Annotated in this window: 12 protein-coding genes and 1 rRNA gene; 3 read left to right on the forward strand and 10 right to left on the reverse strand. The window is 40.0% G+C overall.

All coding sequences use genetic code 11. The features are described from left to right. The first annotated feature begins 115 nt into the window (after nucleotides 1-115). Entirely contained in the window at nucleotides 116-1,669 is a 1,554-nt protein-coding gene (locus tag ACHWSC_RS09235) for an Rne/Rng family ribonuclease (protein WP_046673301.1), read from the forward strand. A gap of 69 nt (nucleotides 1,670-1,738) precedes the next feature. On the opposite strand, the gene miaA is transcribed toward ACHWSC_RS09235, so the two are convergent. From miaA to ACHWSC_RS09250, 3 genes are all read right to left on the reverse strand, one after another. Next, nucleotides 1,739-2,638: a tRNA (adenosine(37)-N6)-dimethylallyltransferase MiaA gene (gene miaA / locus ACHWSC_RS09240; RefSeq protein ID WP_394676536.1), complete on the reverse strand. Its 900-nt coding sequence runs from the start codon at nucleotides 2,636-2,638 to the stop codon at nucleotides 1,739-1,741. Continuing rightward, nucleotides 2,635-3,807 carry a Gfo/Idh/MocA family protein gene (locus ACHWSC_RS09245; protein ID WP_075990358.1) on the reverse strand — a complete coding sequence of 391 codons (1,173 nt, stop codon included), beginning with the start codon at nucleotides 3,805-3,807 and terminating at the stop codon, nucleotides 2,635-2,637. The genes miaA and ACHWSC_RS09245 overlap by 4 nt, the downstream gene beginning before the upstream one ends. A 64-nt stretch (nucleotides 3,808-3,871) precedes the next feature. Beyond that, complete coding sequence (locus ACHWSC_RS09250; protein ID WP_394676537.1) at nucleotides 3,872-4,651, reverse strand: hypothetical protein; 780 nt, start codon at nucleotides 4,649-4,651, stop codon at nucleotides 3,872-3,874. A 267-nt stretch (nucleotides 4,652-4,918) separates the two neighbouring features. On the opposite strand from ACHWSC_RS09250, the gene def reads away from it, so the two are divergent. Further along, nucleotides 4,919-5,500: a peptide deformylase gene (gene def, locus ACHWSC_RS09255; protein WP_088163356.1), complete on the forward strand. Its 582-nt coding sequence runs from the start codon at nucleotides 4,919-4,921 to the stop codon at nucleotides 5,498-5,500. A 167-nt stretch (nucleotides 5,501-5,667) separates the two neighbouring features. Here the strand turns inward: def and ACHWSC_RS09260 are convergent, their stop codons facing one another. The 7 genes from ACHWSC_RS09260 to ACHWSC_RS09290 form a co-directional block, all read right to left on the reverse strand. Continuing rightward, nucleotides 5,668-6,279: a trimeric intracellular cation channel family protein gene (locus ACHWSC_RS09260; protein WP_088163355.1), complete on the reverse strand. Its 612-nt coding sequence runs from the start codon at nucleotides 6,277-6,279 to the stop codon at nucleotides 5,668-5,670. 96 nt (nucleotides 6,280-6,375) lie between these two features. Then, complete coding sequence (locus tag ACHWSC_RS09265) at nucleotides 6,376-8,739, reverse strand: GAF domain-containing protein (RefSeq protein WP_394676538.1); 2,364 nt, start codon at nucleotides 8,737-8,739, stop codon at nucleotides 6,376-6,378. A 12-nt stretch (nucleotides 8,740-8,751) separates the two neighbouring features. Continuing rightward, a complete protein-coding gene (locus ACHWSC_RS09270; protein WP_394676539.1) occupies nucleotides 8,752-11,352 on the reverse strand; it encodes a hypothetical protein in 2,601 nt (866 codons plus the stop codon). A 2-nt stretch (nucleotides 11,353-11,354) separates the two neighbouring features. Next, nucleotides 11,355-12,251 (reverse strand): hypothetical protein, encoded by an 897-nt coding sequence (locus ACHWSC_RS09275; protein ID WP_394676540.1) that lies wholly within the window; start codon nucleotides 12,249-12,251, stop codon nucleotides 11,355-11,357. A gap of 119 nt (nucleotides 12,252-12,370) precedes the next feature. Further along, on the reverse strand, nucleotides 12,371-14,392 hold the full coding sequence (gene ppk1, locus ACHWSC_RS09280; protein ID WP_394676541.1) for a polyphosphate kinase 1: 2,022 nt from the start codon (nucleotides 14,390-14,392) through the stop codon (nucleotides 12,371-12,373). Between the two features lie 162 nt (nucleotides 14,393-14,554). Then, nucleotides 14,555-15,742, reverse strand: coding sequence for a Pycsar system effector family protein (locus ACHWSC_RS09285; RefSeq protein ID WP_394676543.1), 1,188 nt, complete (start codon nucleotides 15,740-15,742; stop codon nucleotides 14,555-14,557). A gap of 598 nt (nucleotides 15,743-16,340) precedes the next feature. Continuing rightward, nucleotides 16,341-16,583 carry a hypothetical protein gene (locus ACHWSC_RS09290; RefSeq protein WP_394676542.1) on the reverse strand — a complete coding sequence of 81 codons (243 nt, stop codon included), beginning with the start codon at nucleotides 16,581-16,583 and terminating at the stop codon, nucleotides 16,341-16,343. Between the two features lie 506 nt (nucleotides 16,584-17,089). On the opposite strand from ACHWSC_RS09290, the gene ACHWSC_RS09295 reads away from it, so the two are divergent. Beyond that, a 16S ribosomal RNA gene (locus tag ACHWSC_RS09295) occupies nucleotides 17,090-17,166 on the forward strand; the annotation flags it as partial.

Consider the following 17,166-nt stretch of genomic DNA (forward strand, 5'->3'; position numbering starts at 1 on the left):
ACATGTCTGTGAAGGGGATGTAGATTGTTTTTTTCGTAACAACGTTCTTTAAATGTTTAATCGGATACCCAAGATTGCGATAGGATATTGCATAGGTATCAAAAATGAGTAGCTTTTGGTAAAGGAATTAATTATCGATTCAACTCCTGATAAAGGGGTAACTATTGCTTTACTACAAGATAAGCAGCTTGTTGAACTTAACCGCGAGCCCGCAAATAATAACTTCGCCGTTGGAGATATCTATCTCGGACGTATTAAGCGAATTATGCCTGGGCTTAATGCAGCTTTCGTAGATGTAGGCTACGAAAAGGATGCTTTTCTACATTATTTAGATTTGGGTCCTCAAGTTCAATCTTTGCTAAAGCTTACGCGTATAGTGAAGAATGGCAGTTATCAAGAGAAACTGCTCAATAGTTTAAAACTTGAAAAGGATATCGATAAAGCTGGTAAGATCTCTGATGTCTTGAGCAAAAATATGCTCGTGCCAGTACAAATCGCCAAAGAACCCATTTCAACAAAAGGACCGCGTCTGAGTTCAGACCTTTCAATAGCGGGTCGTTTTGTCGTTTTGGTACCTTTCTCAAGTACTGTTTCCATTTCCAAGCGTATCAAAGGTAGTAACGAACGCAACCGCCTGAAAAAGATTGTCGAAGGAATTAAGCCAGCTAATTTTGGCGTTATCATTCGTACAGTTTCCGAGGGTAAGGGTGTTGAAGAACTACAACGTGACTTATTGGACCTGATCTCAAAATGGGAGCTATTTACCAAACGTCTTCGTAATGCTGAACCGCCTCAAAAGGTTCTTGGCGAAATGGATCGTGCATCCACTATTCTACGGGATATTTTGACAGACGAGTTTTCGCATATTTATGTTAATGATCCTTCGATCTTCGAAGAAACAAAATCATATATACACGATATATCTCCAGACTTGGAGAAAATTGTCAAACTTTATAAACATAAAGAGCCAATTTTTGATCATTTCGGAGTTGAAAAGCAAATCAAGGCAGCATTTGGCAAAACTGTAACGTTGCCAGGCGGTGCGTATCTCGTTATTGAGCATACCGAAGCCTTGCATGTCATTGATGTCAACAGTGGTAACCGTTCTGCTAATAAGGAGAATCAGGAAGACAATGCATTGCTGGTCAATATGGAAGCAGCAAAAGAAATTGCGCGTCAGCTGCGTTTGCGTGATATGGGCGGAATTGTAGTCATCGATTTTATCGATATGCATAAACCCAATCATCGAAAAGAGTTGTATACGTTCTTAAAAGAATGTATGGTAGCGGATAGAGCGAGACATACAATTTTGCCTCCAAGTAAATTTGGATTGGTTCAAATTACACGTCAGCGCGTTAGACCTGAAATGAATATCGTCACAAACGAAAAATGTCCGGCTTGTGATGGTACAGGTGAAATCCGATCAAGTATTGTCCTCATGGATGATATTGAAAATAATTTGAGCTTTATTCTTCAAGAACAGAACGAAAAGAAGGTGACCTTATGTGTTCACCCTTATATAGACGCCTACATTAAGTCTGGTTTGATTTCTAAAAGAATGAAATGGTTCATGAAGTACGGAAAATGGATTAAAGTAAATCCAATGACGTCATATTATCTAACTGAATTCCATTTCTTCAATGCGAAGGATGAAGAAATCAAGTTATAATAGAAAGAGATTAACGAAAAGGGTTAGTAGTGATACTAACCCTTTTTTGTTTTTATATCATTGTACTGTTTATACCCAATGGATAATTATGCCGTCTTTTTCCATTTTGCGGAAGTAAGTCATTTGTCTTTTGGCATAGCGATGTATTTCTGTCTCCAGTTTTGTGGTAAAAGCAGAATAATCGAGCTGTCCAAGAAGATGGAGTGACGCATATTTATACTCCAAACCATAGTATTGGAGTTGCTCGTGTGTAATACCTTCTGTCAAGAGCCCGCACACTTCTTCTAAGAAGCCTTCATTCAATCGTTGTTTTAATCTTTGGCTAATGTGTTCGCGTCTGATTTCCAACGGGGGATTTAATCCGATAACAATGCTATCTACCGCTTGTTGCTGGACGATGTGATCGGGGTGATTCTCTAAAAACGCTAATATTTCTATTGCTCGGATGATACGTTTTTTGGTCGAAAGATCGATTTGAAAGTTCACATGTAGTGTATATTCCTGAAGACGCGCTAACAGCTCCGTCTCTGGATATGCAAGTAATGACTCCTTGAAGCCTTCGATTGATGGGATCAGCGCATAGGGATTTTCTTGGATTACACTTTGAATATATAAACCTGTACCACCACATAAGATGGTATGTTTTCCCTTTTCTAGAATGGATTGTTGGGCTTGACGGAAGTCAGCAATAAAATTTCCAAGATTGTAGCGTTTTCCCGGTTCATGAATGTCGATAAGATGATAGGGAATATCTTGGTATTCCGATAGGTCTTTTCCCGTACCAATGTCCATCCTTCGATAGATTTGGCGGGAATCAGCACTGATGATTTCAGCATCAATGTGTTGGGCCAGTTGGACGGCCAGTTTCGTTTTTCCAGAAGCTGTAGGCCCTAAGATAACGATAACTTTCTCTTTTGGAACGGTTTGCTGTTCCAAAAGAGAAAGTGTATATTTTAATCTGTCTATCACAGAACAAATTTAGTCCATTTTTCTGTTCCTTCGTTATTTTTTACGACAGTATCAATAAAAGCCATGCCTCTTACGCCATCGTAAACTGTTGGAAAATCCTGTTGTTCAGCTGTAGGAGTTTTTCCTTCACGTTTTGCTGTAACTGTTGCCGCAAAATTACGGTAGATATTCGCAAATGATTCTAATAGCCCTTCAGGGTGACCCGCTGGTACACGGGTATTATGTGTTGCAAAAGAACTCAACGTATAAGGCGCTGCGTAAGCATTGCCTGTGCGATAAAGCTGACGAGGTTGATCAAGCATTTTGATAATTAAATTGTTCGGATCCTCATTCGCCCATTCCAATCCACCTTTTTCACCATAGATACGGATACGAACAGCATTTTCTTCTCCGGCTGAAATTTGTGAAGCCATCAATACACCTTTAGCACCATTTTCGAAACGTAAAAGCACCGAACCATCGTCATCCAATAGACGGCCTTCAACAAATGTTGTTAGGTCTGCACATAATTCTTGGATTTTTAAGCCCGATACATATTCCGCTAAATGCGCAGCATGGGTACCGATATCACCCATAACCAACGATTTACCCGAGCGTTTCGGATCTGCACGCCAAGCGGCTCCAGCATTCCCCTCGCGTTCCGTTAAACGACTTAACCAACCTTGTGGATACTCAACAACAATCTTTCTGATCTTACCGAAGTGACCTTCTTTGACCATTGCTTTGGCTTGTTTAACCATTGGGTAGCCTGAATACGTATGGGTAAGGCACAGCGTACGACCAGTACGTTCTACCGTTTCTTGTAATTCTTTTGCTTCTTCAACAGATACTGTCATTGGTTTTTCAACGACAACATCAAAACCTTTTTCTAGCGCTAATTTAGCGGGAGCAAAATGTAAAAAATTGGGTGTTACGATCGTTACAAAATCCATGCGTTCGCCTTCGGGAAGCAAAGATTCTTTTTCGATCATCTCTTCATAGTTTAGATAGACACGCTCAGGAGCTACAAATAAGTCTTCTCCAGATTGTTTTGAAATCTGTGGATCAATACTAAATGCACCACAAACCAGTTCAATCTTGCCATCCATAAAAGCAGCAATACGGTGTACAGCGCCAATAAAGGCATCGTTTCCGCCTCCGACCATACCCATGCGAAGTTTTCTCTTCATAACGTTATTATTTTTGATTATTTATTTTTCAAACTTTTACAGTGTACAATATACACAATTTAGCTTATTTTATATATAAAATCATCTTGATGCTACCCATATTTTCTTTGGGAAAGCCATGGGGAAACTGCTCCCTAAACACCTTTAATTCATCTGTATTTCGATAGGTATACCGCTTTGTTCCTGTGATCCAAAAGTTAATCGGTGCCGTAATTTCTTTAGCAACAAACCCAATTTTTTCGAGCGAAGAGTGTTGGCTCCAATCACGATCGGTGAAAGTCATAATGTCTCCTGGTGAGAAATCGCTACAAAAGGCTTTAATTAATTTGCTTAGGCCTCCTATAACATTAATACCTGTTTTATTACAAAAGCGTAATAGTTCAAATGAGCGATAGTCTTCATTTTTATCCAGCATTCGGCGTCCTCCAGAGAATACCGCGACGGCGACAAGCTCTCCTTGTTCATAAAGGCCATAACGATACTTGCCGGGAAGAGCGGTTTGTAAATGATGTTCCACGAGGAACTGTAAACTCGTTCTTTTGTCGATCCGGGCAACTACAGTATTACGTGCGTAGATGCGTTTGTCATTTTTTGTTCTAGAAACAATGCGCCTGACGATCAAATCAAACTTTGTTATTAATTGGTCTTCATCGATATGGATGCAGGGGTCGGAAGTATCACGTCTAACGGATTTGTTATGAGGGTATAGTAAAATGTTAATTGCTAATTCCGGAGAGGATATTTGTATAAATCCATCATCCTGGCAAAATCCTAATGGGACTTCAAGAGCTTGCTCGAGCCTAAGCTTGAACTGCGTTGACAAATTTATAAACGAAGGATCCATAAAACAAAAGTAACTTTTATGGAAGTTTTGACGAAATATTCACTTTTAATAATTATCCGTACCTTTGTACCGAAAAATATAATGGTGCTACAGGGTATCCTTGTTAAAATAGTACAATGACTCTGGGTGAGCAATTAGCCTGACATGATCTGAAATAAAATCGTGCTAAAATTACAACAGGTGCCTAGTGATCTTTAAAAGCAAACAACGTGTAACGAACTCAGGTATAGCAATGAGTATCGGCACTTATAAATAATTATAATACATATGAAACTTCCGATAGTGGCGTATGGCGATCCTGTATTAAGAAAGGTCGCTGAAGAAATAGATGAAGACTATCCAGATTTAAAGAAATTGATTGATGATATGTTCGATACCATGTATGCAGCTCATGGTGTTGGGTTGGCAGCTCCGCAGGTAGGTTTGCCTATACGTATGTTCGTTATCGATGCAACTCCTTTCGCAGAAGATGATGAAGAAAACAAAGAGGTGCTCCAATCGTTCAAAAAAGTTTTCATCAATCCTATCATGGTTGAAGAGTCTGGTGAGAAATGGGCTTTCGGTGAAGGATGTCTGAGTATCCCAGATATTAATGAGGACGTATTGCGTCACAGAAATATTCGCATCAATTATTTAGATGAGAACTTTGAAGAACATGAAGTAGACTTAACAGGTTTGGCTGCACGTGTGGTACAACACGAATATGATCATATTGAAGGTAAACTATTTACCGACAAATTGAGTGCCTTGAAGAAAACGATGCTGAAGGGGCGATTAGATGCTATCGCGAAAGGAAATATTCGCGTTGGTTATAAAATGAAATTCCCACAGCAAAAGAAAAAGCGTTAGTTCATACTAACGCTTTTTCTTTGTTGCTTCCTCCGCGTAAAATTGATTGGAGATCAAAAATATCCGCGTTCGACCCACTGATCCATCCTTTTAATCCATTTTTGAGACCGAATTGGTCATCCAGTAAGGCGTGCTATAGAAACTTCACACGCGAAGAAGGACTTTCCTCAATCCAACCGGGGTAAATATAGACGATATTTAACGGCTGTCATTCGTATTAAAAATACAACTGCTGCCCCAATGAAGGCCGCCCAGGAAAGATCAAGATCAAGATGTACCAGCAAGATGTAAGTGAGGCCACCACCTAAACAGGCGGTAGCGTATACTTCTTTTTTAAAGATTAATGGAGTTTCGTTGAGTAAGACGTCGCGCGTCATCCCCCCACATACCGCGGTGAACATTCCAAAGATAATGGCAGCATAGGTATTGCTTTCGTAATTGAGTGATTTTTGTACCCCTAGGATAGTAAAAAAGCTAATTCCGATGGCATCAAAAAGTGTCAACGTGCGATAATAACCATACAACTGTTTATTGAAGACAATGGCAATTAAAATTCCGAGGAAAATAGCAATGAGGTAATTGCTATCATTGACCCATACTGGGCGCAGATTCAAAAATACATCCCGCATCGATCCACCGCCAATGGCTGTCACAAAGCCTAAAAAGGCTGCCCCAAAAATATCAATATCTTTACGTTTTGCCGAAAGAGTGCCTGATATTGCAAAAAATAAGGTGCCAAGCAAATCGCTTAGATAAAAATAGTTGGCATCAGTAATCATGGTAATCCTTTTTAAATCATTATATTAAAATCTCCAGTTGACGGTACCACATGTAGCCTACACCAATGGGGATAAACCGCCCTTTATTGGACAAATTTAGGAGAAATCTTGATAGTTTAAATTCACCGAAAGGCGAATAGCTTTCAAACCCGCGATTCCCTGTACATCCTCCAGTTTTAAATGTTCGATGGTATGCTCGATGATGCCCATGTCGTAAATTGCCTTTATACTTAACATGAGGTCCTCCAGGATTTCATCCGATAAATAGACAATAGCAATTTTATTGACCTGGGTAAGTCGTTCTTTGGTTCGCTTTATCCGAATTTTGTCTATCCTTTTTTTGATTATTTCATAACGGATATTGAGTGATCCCTCTACATCAAACCTCCGTTCATCTTCCCGGAAGCTGATATCAATGCTATGTGGATTGATAAAAATCAATTGTGTTGTTTCTAAAGCCAGAGGCAGAATATCTTTCGCATGGTAAGCTTTCAGCGCAATTCTAGCCATAGAAATAATTTGCTGACGCCTAAATACATTAATAAATTCGTAGCTAAATGGCTGTTGTGGCGTAATGGATTCGCCGATATAAATGTCATATTCAATACCGTCTGTCCTGAATTTTTGAAAATACGATGGGTAATTCCCCTGGATAAAGCTATTGAAATGGTCTAGTTCCTTGCCGATCAATTGATTGATCTGGCGTAAAGAAGTTTCAAATTCATTCCTGTAAAATTCACCGGTTTCTCGATTGGTGAAAAAATGCTTCGCATAATGTTCAATCACCTCTATTTTTGACGGGAATTGCTTTCTGGCTTCTTCTAAAAATGGCTGTACGTCTTTCCTAAAAAACTCAATGATCTTGACCATTGACTCATCAAAAGAAATATGATCAAGAGACTCTGTAATTTGATCAACACGTGCTGAAAAAGTCATAATCAACTTGTGCTTTCCATCTAAAGAGAGCTCATCAATAAGCATTGCGAGCTGTTTGACCTTGAAGCTAAAGTCTTTCAGAATGGAGGCGTTTCGTATGATCGTGGAGTCTTTGACATCGACAGCACCGTAGAGCGGATAGACTTCTTCAAATACAACCGCTTTGATATGCGCATCCCGACTATCGTTTTCCAGTTCCTGAATGTACTGGGCCGCGATATGGTTAAATTTCCACTGAACCGAGGGCTGTATGGTCGTAAACCGGTTGATGATGATATCGTCGATACGTTTTTTAAATTCTAGCGTGATATCCTGAGATAATTGTGATAAAAGCGGAACCAAAGAACTTAAGGCTTGCATTGTCTCATTGTCGAGCTGATCTTGTTCATAGCTGTATATTTCCAATATGCCTGAGAGGGAATGATTATGGATAAGTGGAATACACAGATAGGTCGTTACCCCCGAGCGACCAATCCGCTCGTCGAAAATAGATGTGGTATTTCGGAGGCCATTCGTCGCATTATTGGTATAAAATATAACATGCGGATGTTTTAGGTAGCCCGCAAGTTCAGGATTGATCTTGAAGGTTTTATTTGCGGTATACGCTTCCGCAATCAAGATGCTCTTATTGGTGATTGAATAATCAAAAAATGGGACCCCATTTAATTGGAATAACGGAAATAGACTAAATACGGTATCAGCCCCTTTTAATAGCGGTGTGATGATTTTTTCTAAATCAGCGAAAAAGAGGTGATAATTGTATGTAGGAAGGTCCAATAGAATGGACTGAATGCGGCGTAAAGTATGTTCCGTACTGGTCTTTCTGAAAGTTACAATACTAAAGCCCGATAACTCAAAATCTTCCAGTTTAACGGTATTGATAACGGTATTCCAATCAAAAAGCGAATCACTGGGATTTTCCGATAAACGACCGATATCAAGCGCAGGAAGTGTTTTTTTTGCCTTGATCTCAACAAATTTGAAATCGATGTCCAAATCGTAATAATCGACGATCTCCCCCCGATCATTGAGTTGATGATAAACAATACTGCTGTTTTCATTGGAAGAAAAGCCATAGAGTCGCTCGAAGATGAGGGTATAAAAGAGCTTTTCTTGATTGGTAAGAAGGCTTCCGGTACGCATCTTCCCTTGAATTTCTTGCTCCACAAGCTGATGGTTAGCTAGGTCGAAAAAGGCTTCCGTTCCATAGAAGGCTTCTTCTGCTAGGGCTGTTGTGAGTGCCCAGTACCTTTTTGGAGCAGTGTCAATCAACGATACAGAGAGGCTATAAATCAATTGCAAAATATCTTTATAGGCATTGAGGTTATGCTTGCAGAGTTTACCGTTGAGATGCTCTATTTCTTTGATGCGTTCCAGCGCAAACAAAGGAATCATGTCATCCGATGAAGTGCCATTTTCAATAAAAGATTCCAGGTATTTGAAAAATGGTTCAAAGTCCAGCCTGCCATTTGCATACGTATTGGCCATTTTCGCCGTTGTGAGTTGTACTTTCTTTATCTCCATGGATCGAAAATTTTAAAAGCGGAAACCTGTGCTGAAATAGGGATACCAGCCTTCATTGGATTTCGTCATGACAAAATGTAAAGGAAGTGCATTAGCGACGATATAATAAATGCCTCCGCCCACACCTTGATGAAACCTATCGTTGTTATAGCCCTTTGCCCACACTTTCCCAACATCATACATACCCATTAGTCCGAATTCACCCGGAAGAACATAGCTTTTGACATCAAGTACTTTAACACGAGCCTCTAGGTTATTATAAAGCATCTGTTGCCCTGCAAATCGGTACTGGCGAAATCCTCTGAGATTTTCATGGCCGCCTAGAAATAGATATTGATAAAATGTAGGGTTCCCGACAACGGTGCCCCCTCCTGTTCTATTGGCGAATATAATACCTTCATTGAATGCACTAAAATAGCCGGTCATTGCAGCACTTAACTGCGCTGAATTTTTTGAGTACTGATTGAGTCCAAAATAGGAATTCAAAGTAGCTTCAATATATAGCCCTTTACTTGGGTTAATCTTTCGATTACGGGAGTCTTGTGTTAAAAAGGCATTGATACCTGCAAAAGCTTTGTCTTTGGTAATCGATAAACTATCGTAAGAATGTAAAGCTTGGGGATTTAAAATAAATCGATCTTGATTTTCAATCGGATCTAGGTGGTAAAATTGGATATGCGGACCTACGGCAAAGTTTAATGTAGCTGAAGGTTTCCACCTTAACTGTGGATTGACATTGAAAATATTGAATCTACTTCTGTAATATTTTGCACCATACTGTTCCTTTAAGAAGAGCGAGTTATTGCCTACGCCGAAGAAATTCTGCGTGTTGTCAGGAGCTTTTGCTAGCGCATCGACAACAAGATCCGCATCCCCGACAACAGCTATCCATTCGCCCCTATAGTGAATTTTATAAGCTCCGGTCCGGAAGGCTGTTGCTACAGTAAGTTGTTGCTTATAAGTAAAAGGACTTTTTCTAAATCCACGCTGATGTGTGTAAGCAGCCCCTAGCCCCAGCGAAAAACCGTCATCAGCATTATAACCCGCAGTTACCAGGGGAAGCCAGGTGTTGTACAGGTTTACAGGAACAAATTGCGTGTTGGTACTATCTTGTGCATAATGGAGCTTTATTTTGTTCTTTTCACCCAGTAAAGTGGAATTTTTGGTGTTTTCGTAAAGCTGTATTTTCGATTTGCTTTGGTTGATCACATAAGTTTTTGGCGTGTTATCGCCAATAATTCGGAGTTTTATAGGAGAATTTGCGTTATCGATGACAACAGAGTCTTTTCCTTCAGCCAGATAGAGACGAATTTCTTTTGTCAGGGAATCTTTATAGGTTTTGTCCATCAATGCTTTGGTGACTTTACCATCTTTATTGATCTTCGAAACTTTGACTTTTAAGTTTTTATTCGCTGTGCTGTATATTTCTACTTTTTCGTTTTTGTCGCTGAGATGAATATCGACAATGTTATTAATGAAATTGTAATACTCTTCCATTGCCATGGGTAGTGCATCACGACGGCTTTGAAGTGTTTTAAAAATTTGCTCTCCACGAATAGCAATGGACGACTGCGGCAGGCTATGTACCGACTCCCATAATACCGAATCTGTGAGACGTGCTACAAATTGCTTGACCTCTTTGGTCCATTCCTTGTGAGGAAGTTGGTTGCTCGGATGAGCATTTAAAAAGCGTGATTTAAACAATGAATAGCGGATATCGGGAATACCGGTCGTGAAACCTTGCATGACTGGGTTGACAAATTGCTGATAGATATCTTTCATTAGAAAACCTTGTGTGACACGCAGTGCCTGATCCCGGTCGCGGGGAATAGGAATATAGTCTTTATCGTGATCAGTGCTATCCTGATTTTCATTGTACCAACGCCATTGATCCTCGTGTCGATCCCAATCGCTTACCAGTACATCCAGCATTCTTGCGCGGAGATATGCCTTAGCCTTAAAGTTATCGTCGTTATCTTCCTGTAGTTTTCGTACAGCTTTCGGGCTGTTGTCTGAATCACCAAGAGGTTCACGTTCTTCTAGTAAAGCCACCGTATGCTCAAAAAGCGGAGCATATTCACCCAATATGCTGTCTTGTGCAACAACGCCGATGATTGGATGGGCATGTGGGACGTTCACGGCATTTGCCAAAGCGGGGATCATAAGCGCGGAATAGGGATGCTGCGCGCTAGTGGCATCGTCCAAGACATCCTGTACAAAGGTGCCATGTAGCTCTTCTGGTATAAGGGATTCAGTCCTTTTATTGACTGATCGCAGTGCCCATTCCCGACCGCTTGAATCTGTAAGTCGTAGAGAAACCGATTGCATCCCGCCCCCCTGTTTGACAGGCTGCAGTCCCCCGTACAAGGTTGAAAGCTGGAGCAAAGGTAAGGTGGTTTCTGCAGCCCATTCTTTGCGGTAGTTTTCGCCAAGGAAGAACTTTTTGAATTTACTGGCTTTACCATATTTTGCATTTGCAACGATACTTACACTGTCCTTGATGACGGTTTTAGCAAAGGACTTGCCCTGATGTGCAGGTGACTGTGTATGTTTTTGTTGTGAATAAACATGACTAGCAAGAAAAATAAGAAAGAATGTTACAACCTTTTGCATGCCTATTTTTGTTCAAATTTATAAATGATCCCTTTATCCTGATTACCGGCTTCGCTGCTGATGTAAAGATTGAATTTTGAATCAAAGTTAATGCCTTCAGGTTGAGGGAAGATCTTCGGATCTAATGGAGAGAGCGATTTTACACGAAAATTCTCATCGGTCACCACAAGGGTTTTGTCGACAGAAGATAAGATATACCATTCCTTGCTATCTGCTTTTTTCGCTAACGCAGAGGGTTTGAACGTTTTCTTAATTTTAGCATCAAATGCCTGAAGTTGATCAAGCTGGATGGCAAATTCTTCTTTCGGCTGAAATTGACCATGCTCGTCAATTGAAAAGACATAGCCAGAGGTTTGTGGTTGTTTTCTATCGACCTTACATTCTTTACATAATACGTATGCCTGGTTACTTTCGCGGTCAACAAAAAGTCCCTCGTACTCTCCTTTTGGGAGTAAATTTTTCTGTTCAACAACGTTTTTTATATCGTCCTTTTCCGCAATCGGAAAGGAATAGATGCTGCCATTGCTCTTTAAGATAAAGAAATGTGTATTGCTTATCGAGATATCCTCATAGTCGCCATCTTTTCCAAAAGGGTTGATCGTGACTTTTTGTGTCGGTTGGTTAAACTTATAAAGAAAGCCCTGCTCGTCTTGGATGGCATAAATATCATCATCCTGTCCCGCGAGAAAGGCTATCCCGGATATTTCTAATAATTCGTCTGGCAAACTCATCTTTATGCCCGAAGATAATGTATAGGGTATTTGTTGCGGTTTTTCAGCTTGAACATGAGTGAGCTTGTTGTTATTTTCCTTGGCTGTATTATTCGGGTTGCAGGCGAGAAAAATAGCGGAGGCTAAGCCTAATGCCATCGTTGTCAATATCGTCGGGTTTTTCATCATTATATGATTAAATTTAAATTGATGAAGTCATCAGGTTTCTGAATGAGCTTACGTGCAATGATTATTTTGTTGGGCTTTCAGGCTGGTCATACTCTTATGAGGTGCCCTGCTGAATAGTCCTATTTTTTCATTTTGCCTGTCAAATAATTAAGGATTTGTTGCTGAGAAACATTCTTCTGTTGTGTTTCTATTGCCTGATTTTGCCCATGTTCATCCAACAAAGTTGCTTCGGTGTCGTCCGCAAACTGAATATCGAACAGCTCCTGTATTTGATGTGCTAATGTCAGATTCAGCAGCGGAAAGCAAGTTTCTATACGTCGGTAAATGTTGCGGTTCATCCAGTCCGAAGAACCCAGGTATACGCTGCTTTGTGCTTGATATTGAAAAATAAATATTCTGCCATGTTCTAGGTATCGTCCTACAATCCGTTTCACGACAATGTTGTCGCTCAATCCAGGTACTTGTGGTTTTAGTCTACAGATTCCTCTAACCAATAACTGCAGTTTTACCCCTGCCCGGCTTGCTTCATACAATTTATTGATTAACGATTCTTCTTCCAGATTGTTTAATTTAATTTTTATTGTAGCTGTCTCTCCGGCCTTAGCGGCTTGGGTGGCCTGGTCGATCAGGGATAAAAATGTATGTTTGAGGTTGAACTGTGCAATCAGTAGATGACTAAAAGGCAGCTCATTTGGACTATGGGGTTTTCTCCGGGCTGGCAAAAACTCGAATAGCATATTTAATTCGTTGGTCAATAGCTTATTTGAGGTGATGAGGAAATAGTCTGTGTAGACCTTCGCCGTTTTTTCATTTAGATTTCCTGTACCTAGCAATGCACTTTCTCGACCTTGTTTGCGTTTGACCAGCGCTATTTTGGCGTGTACTTTTAAATTGGGGATACTATAGGTAATTTTTACTCCCTGTTCTTTCATCAATCGAGCCCAATGTATATTATTTGCTTCATCAAAGCGCGCTTTCAATTCGACAAATACATTGACTCTTTTTCCATTTTTTGCTGCGGTAGCGAGTGCTTGTGCAATATGTGAATCACCGGCGATACGGTATAAGGTTGTGTAAATCTCGTCTACGGTTGGATCTATCGCCGCCTCGTTAAAAAAACGCAGTATGGGGTCGAACGATTCATAGGGAGTACAGATCAACAGATCCTCTCGGTCTATTTGGTCAAAGATAGATTCCTTAAAATTCTGATTCGTATTAATTTGCAGCTGTTTTGGATAAGAAAGTTCCGCTATTTTAATCGGAAATGAAAATAGATCCTTGAGATTGTGGTAGTTTCCGCCTTCGACAATGCTACTTTTCCGCAGATCAAATAATGTTGCCAGTGTTTCTATCAACTGTTTTGGCAGATTTGGCTGGAATAGAAAGCGTGTCGCATAGCCAAGGTCACGTTTATTGACTTCCGTCTCGATTTTTTGGGCAATATCACCCTCAAATTCATCTTGGAGATTTAATTCCGCATCCCTTGTGATTTTGAAGGAATAGAAATTTAATGATGTATTTCTTATGGCTTCAGGAAAAAATGCTTTGATAATATCATCTATGAGCACAACATATTTATTCCCATTGATTTCACAGGTGAAAAAGCGGCCAATATGATTTGAAGGCACATTTAGAAAGAATACCGCTCCAGTATTGTCGTCTGTAATGACGAAGTAGAGCTGATTGTTGATCGGGAAAAAAGAGGTGTCATCAATCGGTATAATTTGGAGGTAGGAGGCAATTGTAGTAAAGAAATATTGGGCTGCTAGGTCTTTTATTTCGGCTGGAATAGCTTGATTGTAAATTAAGAGTATATCTTCTTTTGCTAATTCTTGGATAATATCAGCTAGTATTAGGCCAAATTTTTCCTGTTGTCTATTGATGGTTTTTGACGCTTTTTTATAGGTCCCAATATCTATGTTCGGAATGAGCTGTCCGGGATTTTGCTTCATTATTTTTTTCCAAGCCATCAGTACAGGCATTCTAACCCGATAAAATTCATCCAGATTGGATGAGAAAATAGCGAGAAACTGTAGTTTCTCCAATAAAGGTACCTCCTGACGACCAGCTTGGTCAAGTACCCTATCATTGAACGACAGCCAGCTGATGTCTCTGTTGATATAAAGATCTTTCTTCTTCATCCGTATAAATTTATGGTTATGGCAACATGCTTACAACAACATCAATAAATGATGCGGTCTATTGGTCGCTAATGATTGATTTAAAGGCGGCATCTTTTTAAATAAAAAAGAAAGTTTGAACAACATGATCCTGACATATTCCGCTGTGTTTATAGGATCACATTAAAATATGGTTGCGACGACAAAAGAAACAACCGATATCACAAGGCCAAACATAAAAATTCCATATGCGTATCGTAGAAGTTTGTATTTTCGGCCTAATACCACACCTTGCGAATAAACATCCTTGGTGAGCATGCCATATAGAAATTCCGAATCGACCATTACCTTCTGCATGCCTTCGTTGTAGTCGTCGAGTTTCATCTTGTAAAAGTTCCCAAAAAAGAGCAGATTGACTGATTTTTGTTCGATTTCCTCCTTTGAGAATTTACCAGAGGGAATTTTGGGGATTGTAGACAGTATTGCCATGACCATGGTTGCTACCACGGCCGTTGTTAAAATAATTGTTGGGATAATAAGGTGCTCGTTGGCATCTAGTTTCCGAAATAAGACAGCAATCACGACGGAAAGGATAATAGAATTGACCGTTAGCAGGATGTTGGCCTTGTTGTCTGCCATGTCGCTTAATCGCTGATTGTTTGAGGACGTAATCCGGAACATTGTTTCTATCCCACGTTCTGGCTTACTGCCTTTCTCCTTTTCCTTTTCCTTCTTGTCTTCTTTTTTGCTTTCTTTATTTTTTGAGATAGATTTCTCCTGTTTTTTCTCCAGTTCTTTTAGATTCATCTCCTTTTTGGCATTAAGCTTTTGCTGCGCATATTCAGTATGATAATGATGGCTCATTAATAGTTTGATTGTGCCCGCCCGCCATACGTCTTTATCGATCTCCTTCCCTAATACTGCTTCGGCTTCGGCTTTCATCAGTTTGTTTCTGGTAACGAAATCCTCATTCCCAAAATGAAATAGGTCCGCGTCGCAGAGAATTTGCTCCAGTAGGTTTGTGGGGTCCTGAGGCATTCTCGTTGCCAAAATACAACCTTTGATTTTTTCCTGTACGGCTTCCGGTATTCCTTTATCCTGGAGAAAATTGAAAGCAATTTCGACACTTATCTTCTCATGGCCGATAGCATTGTCAGATTTTACGTAGCCAAGGTCATGAAAGTAGGCCGCGCTAATAACAATAAAGTGATCCTCCTCTCCTAGTTTATAGTGCGATGAAATCTCCTCCGCAGCACGTACAACAGAACGTGTGTGTATCGTATTGTGAAAACAATGGCAAACTGAAATATTTTCTGTAATATAAGTTTCAGCATATTCTTCTACCTGTTTTAAAAGCTGAGCATAATCTATCATGGACCAATATGGTTTTATGTGCAATAAAAGTATTTAATATCTTTAATTTCTTAAAAATAAGGTCTTCTTTTTTGTTATTTATTAACCTAGATCAAATTTACTGAAAAAAGAGATATTCCAATAGTTGTAAAATTGCCTGTTATATAAGTAGACAGTTGATTGTTAAAACAGATCGTTAATCGGATAAGATCTTTCAATATAAGTCCTGACGCTCAGGCCGACTGGGTTTGGATCGTTTTATGATGAGAGAGATCTCATGGTTCCTCCCTAAGGGAGGAAGAGTTCTGGATTGCTTATTCTTTAGTTTAGTTTTTATCTAGAGTTAGTTTAGCCTTTAGTTAGGGTTTGTTTAGCTATAACCTAAGCTATACCTAAACAAACCCTAACTAAACCCTAACTAAACCCTAAGTAAAGTGGTAAGAAAGTATAGCTATTAAAAGGGTCAATCAGGAGTGCTGTATGCTTTCATCCTTTTATAAGCTGTGCTGCGGTATCCTTGCGGTGCCATCTTTCCGGCGGCACAATTTTCCGTCCTTTCCGGTACGGATTCTACCCGAGGGGCCGCGCAGGCTTTTGGCAGAGGATCCTGACCGCATTATGCACCTTGATGTTTTTCTATTCTTTTGCCTGCTATCTTTGCGCCCGTTCCCGTCCATCGGCTGCGCTGCCATTCCCGTCCGACCTTAGTACTTTCTTGCGCAAGCCACCCCCTTCCGGTGCTCTGAGCGGAAGCCCGTACGGGAAGCAGGGATTGAAATCCGCTGCAGATCTTAGGAAAGTACTCTTTTTGCCACCTTCGACGCAGGTCTGTGGTCAAAAACCAAAAAGAATCTCGCACCGTTACAGGCAGTTAAGGGCGAAATGAAAATAATAAGAACAAAAGGCTTGGAAGTGATTGTAAAAACTCCCTATCTTTGCACCACTCCGCAAGGGAGGAACGGTTGCTTCGAAAGAAGGAACCATGAAAAAATAAGGGTTTAAGAGAAGCCTGACAGGATTTAAAATCCCGCTCAGTTTATTTTAAACGCGGAAATCGAAAAAAGAGAAAAGAAAAAAAACTTCAAAAAGTTTTTGGAAGTTCAAAAAAGATTTCTACCTTTGCAGTCCCAACGGAAACGAGGGGAAAAACAAAACGATAAAGAGAGGCGCAATGCCTATCGGAATAAAGCGGATACGGAAGTTGAAGCGACAAAGTTCTTTAAGAAAACACAATCATGTAAGCGTGACGAGTAGACAAACGAAAGTCATGAACAAATTCAAGAATTAGTTCAATTCGATCCAAGATCAGAGATATAAAAAAAGAATTCTGATTATGTAAATAGTTGGAATCAAAAACTTCATTTTACAATGGAGAGTTTGATCCTGGCTCAGGATGAACGCTAGCGGCAGGCCTAATACATGCAAGTCGGACGGGATCCGTC

It is taken from the genome of uncultured Sphingobacterium sp., assembly GCF_964277905.1.
Classification (GTDB): domain Bacteria; phylum Bacteroidota; class Bacteroidia; order Sphingobacteriales; family Sphingobacteriaceae; genus Sphingobacterium; species Sphingobacterium siyangense.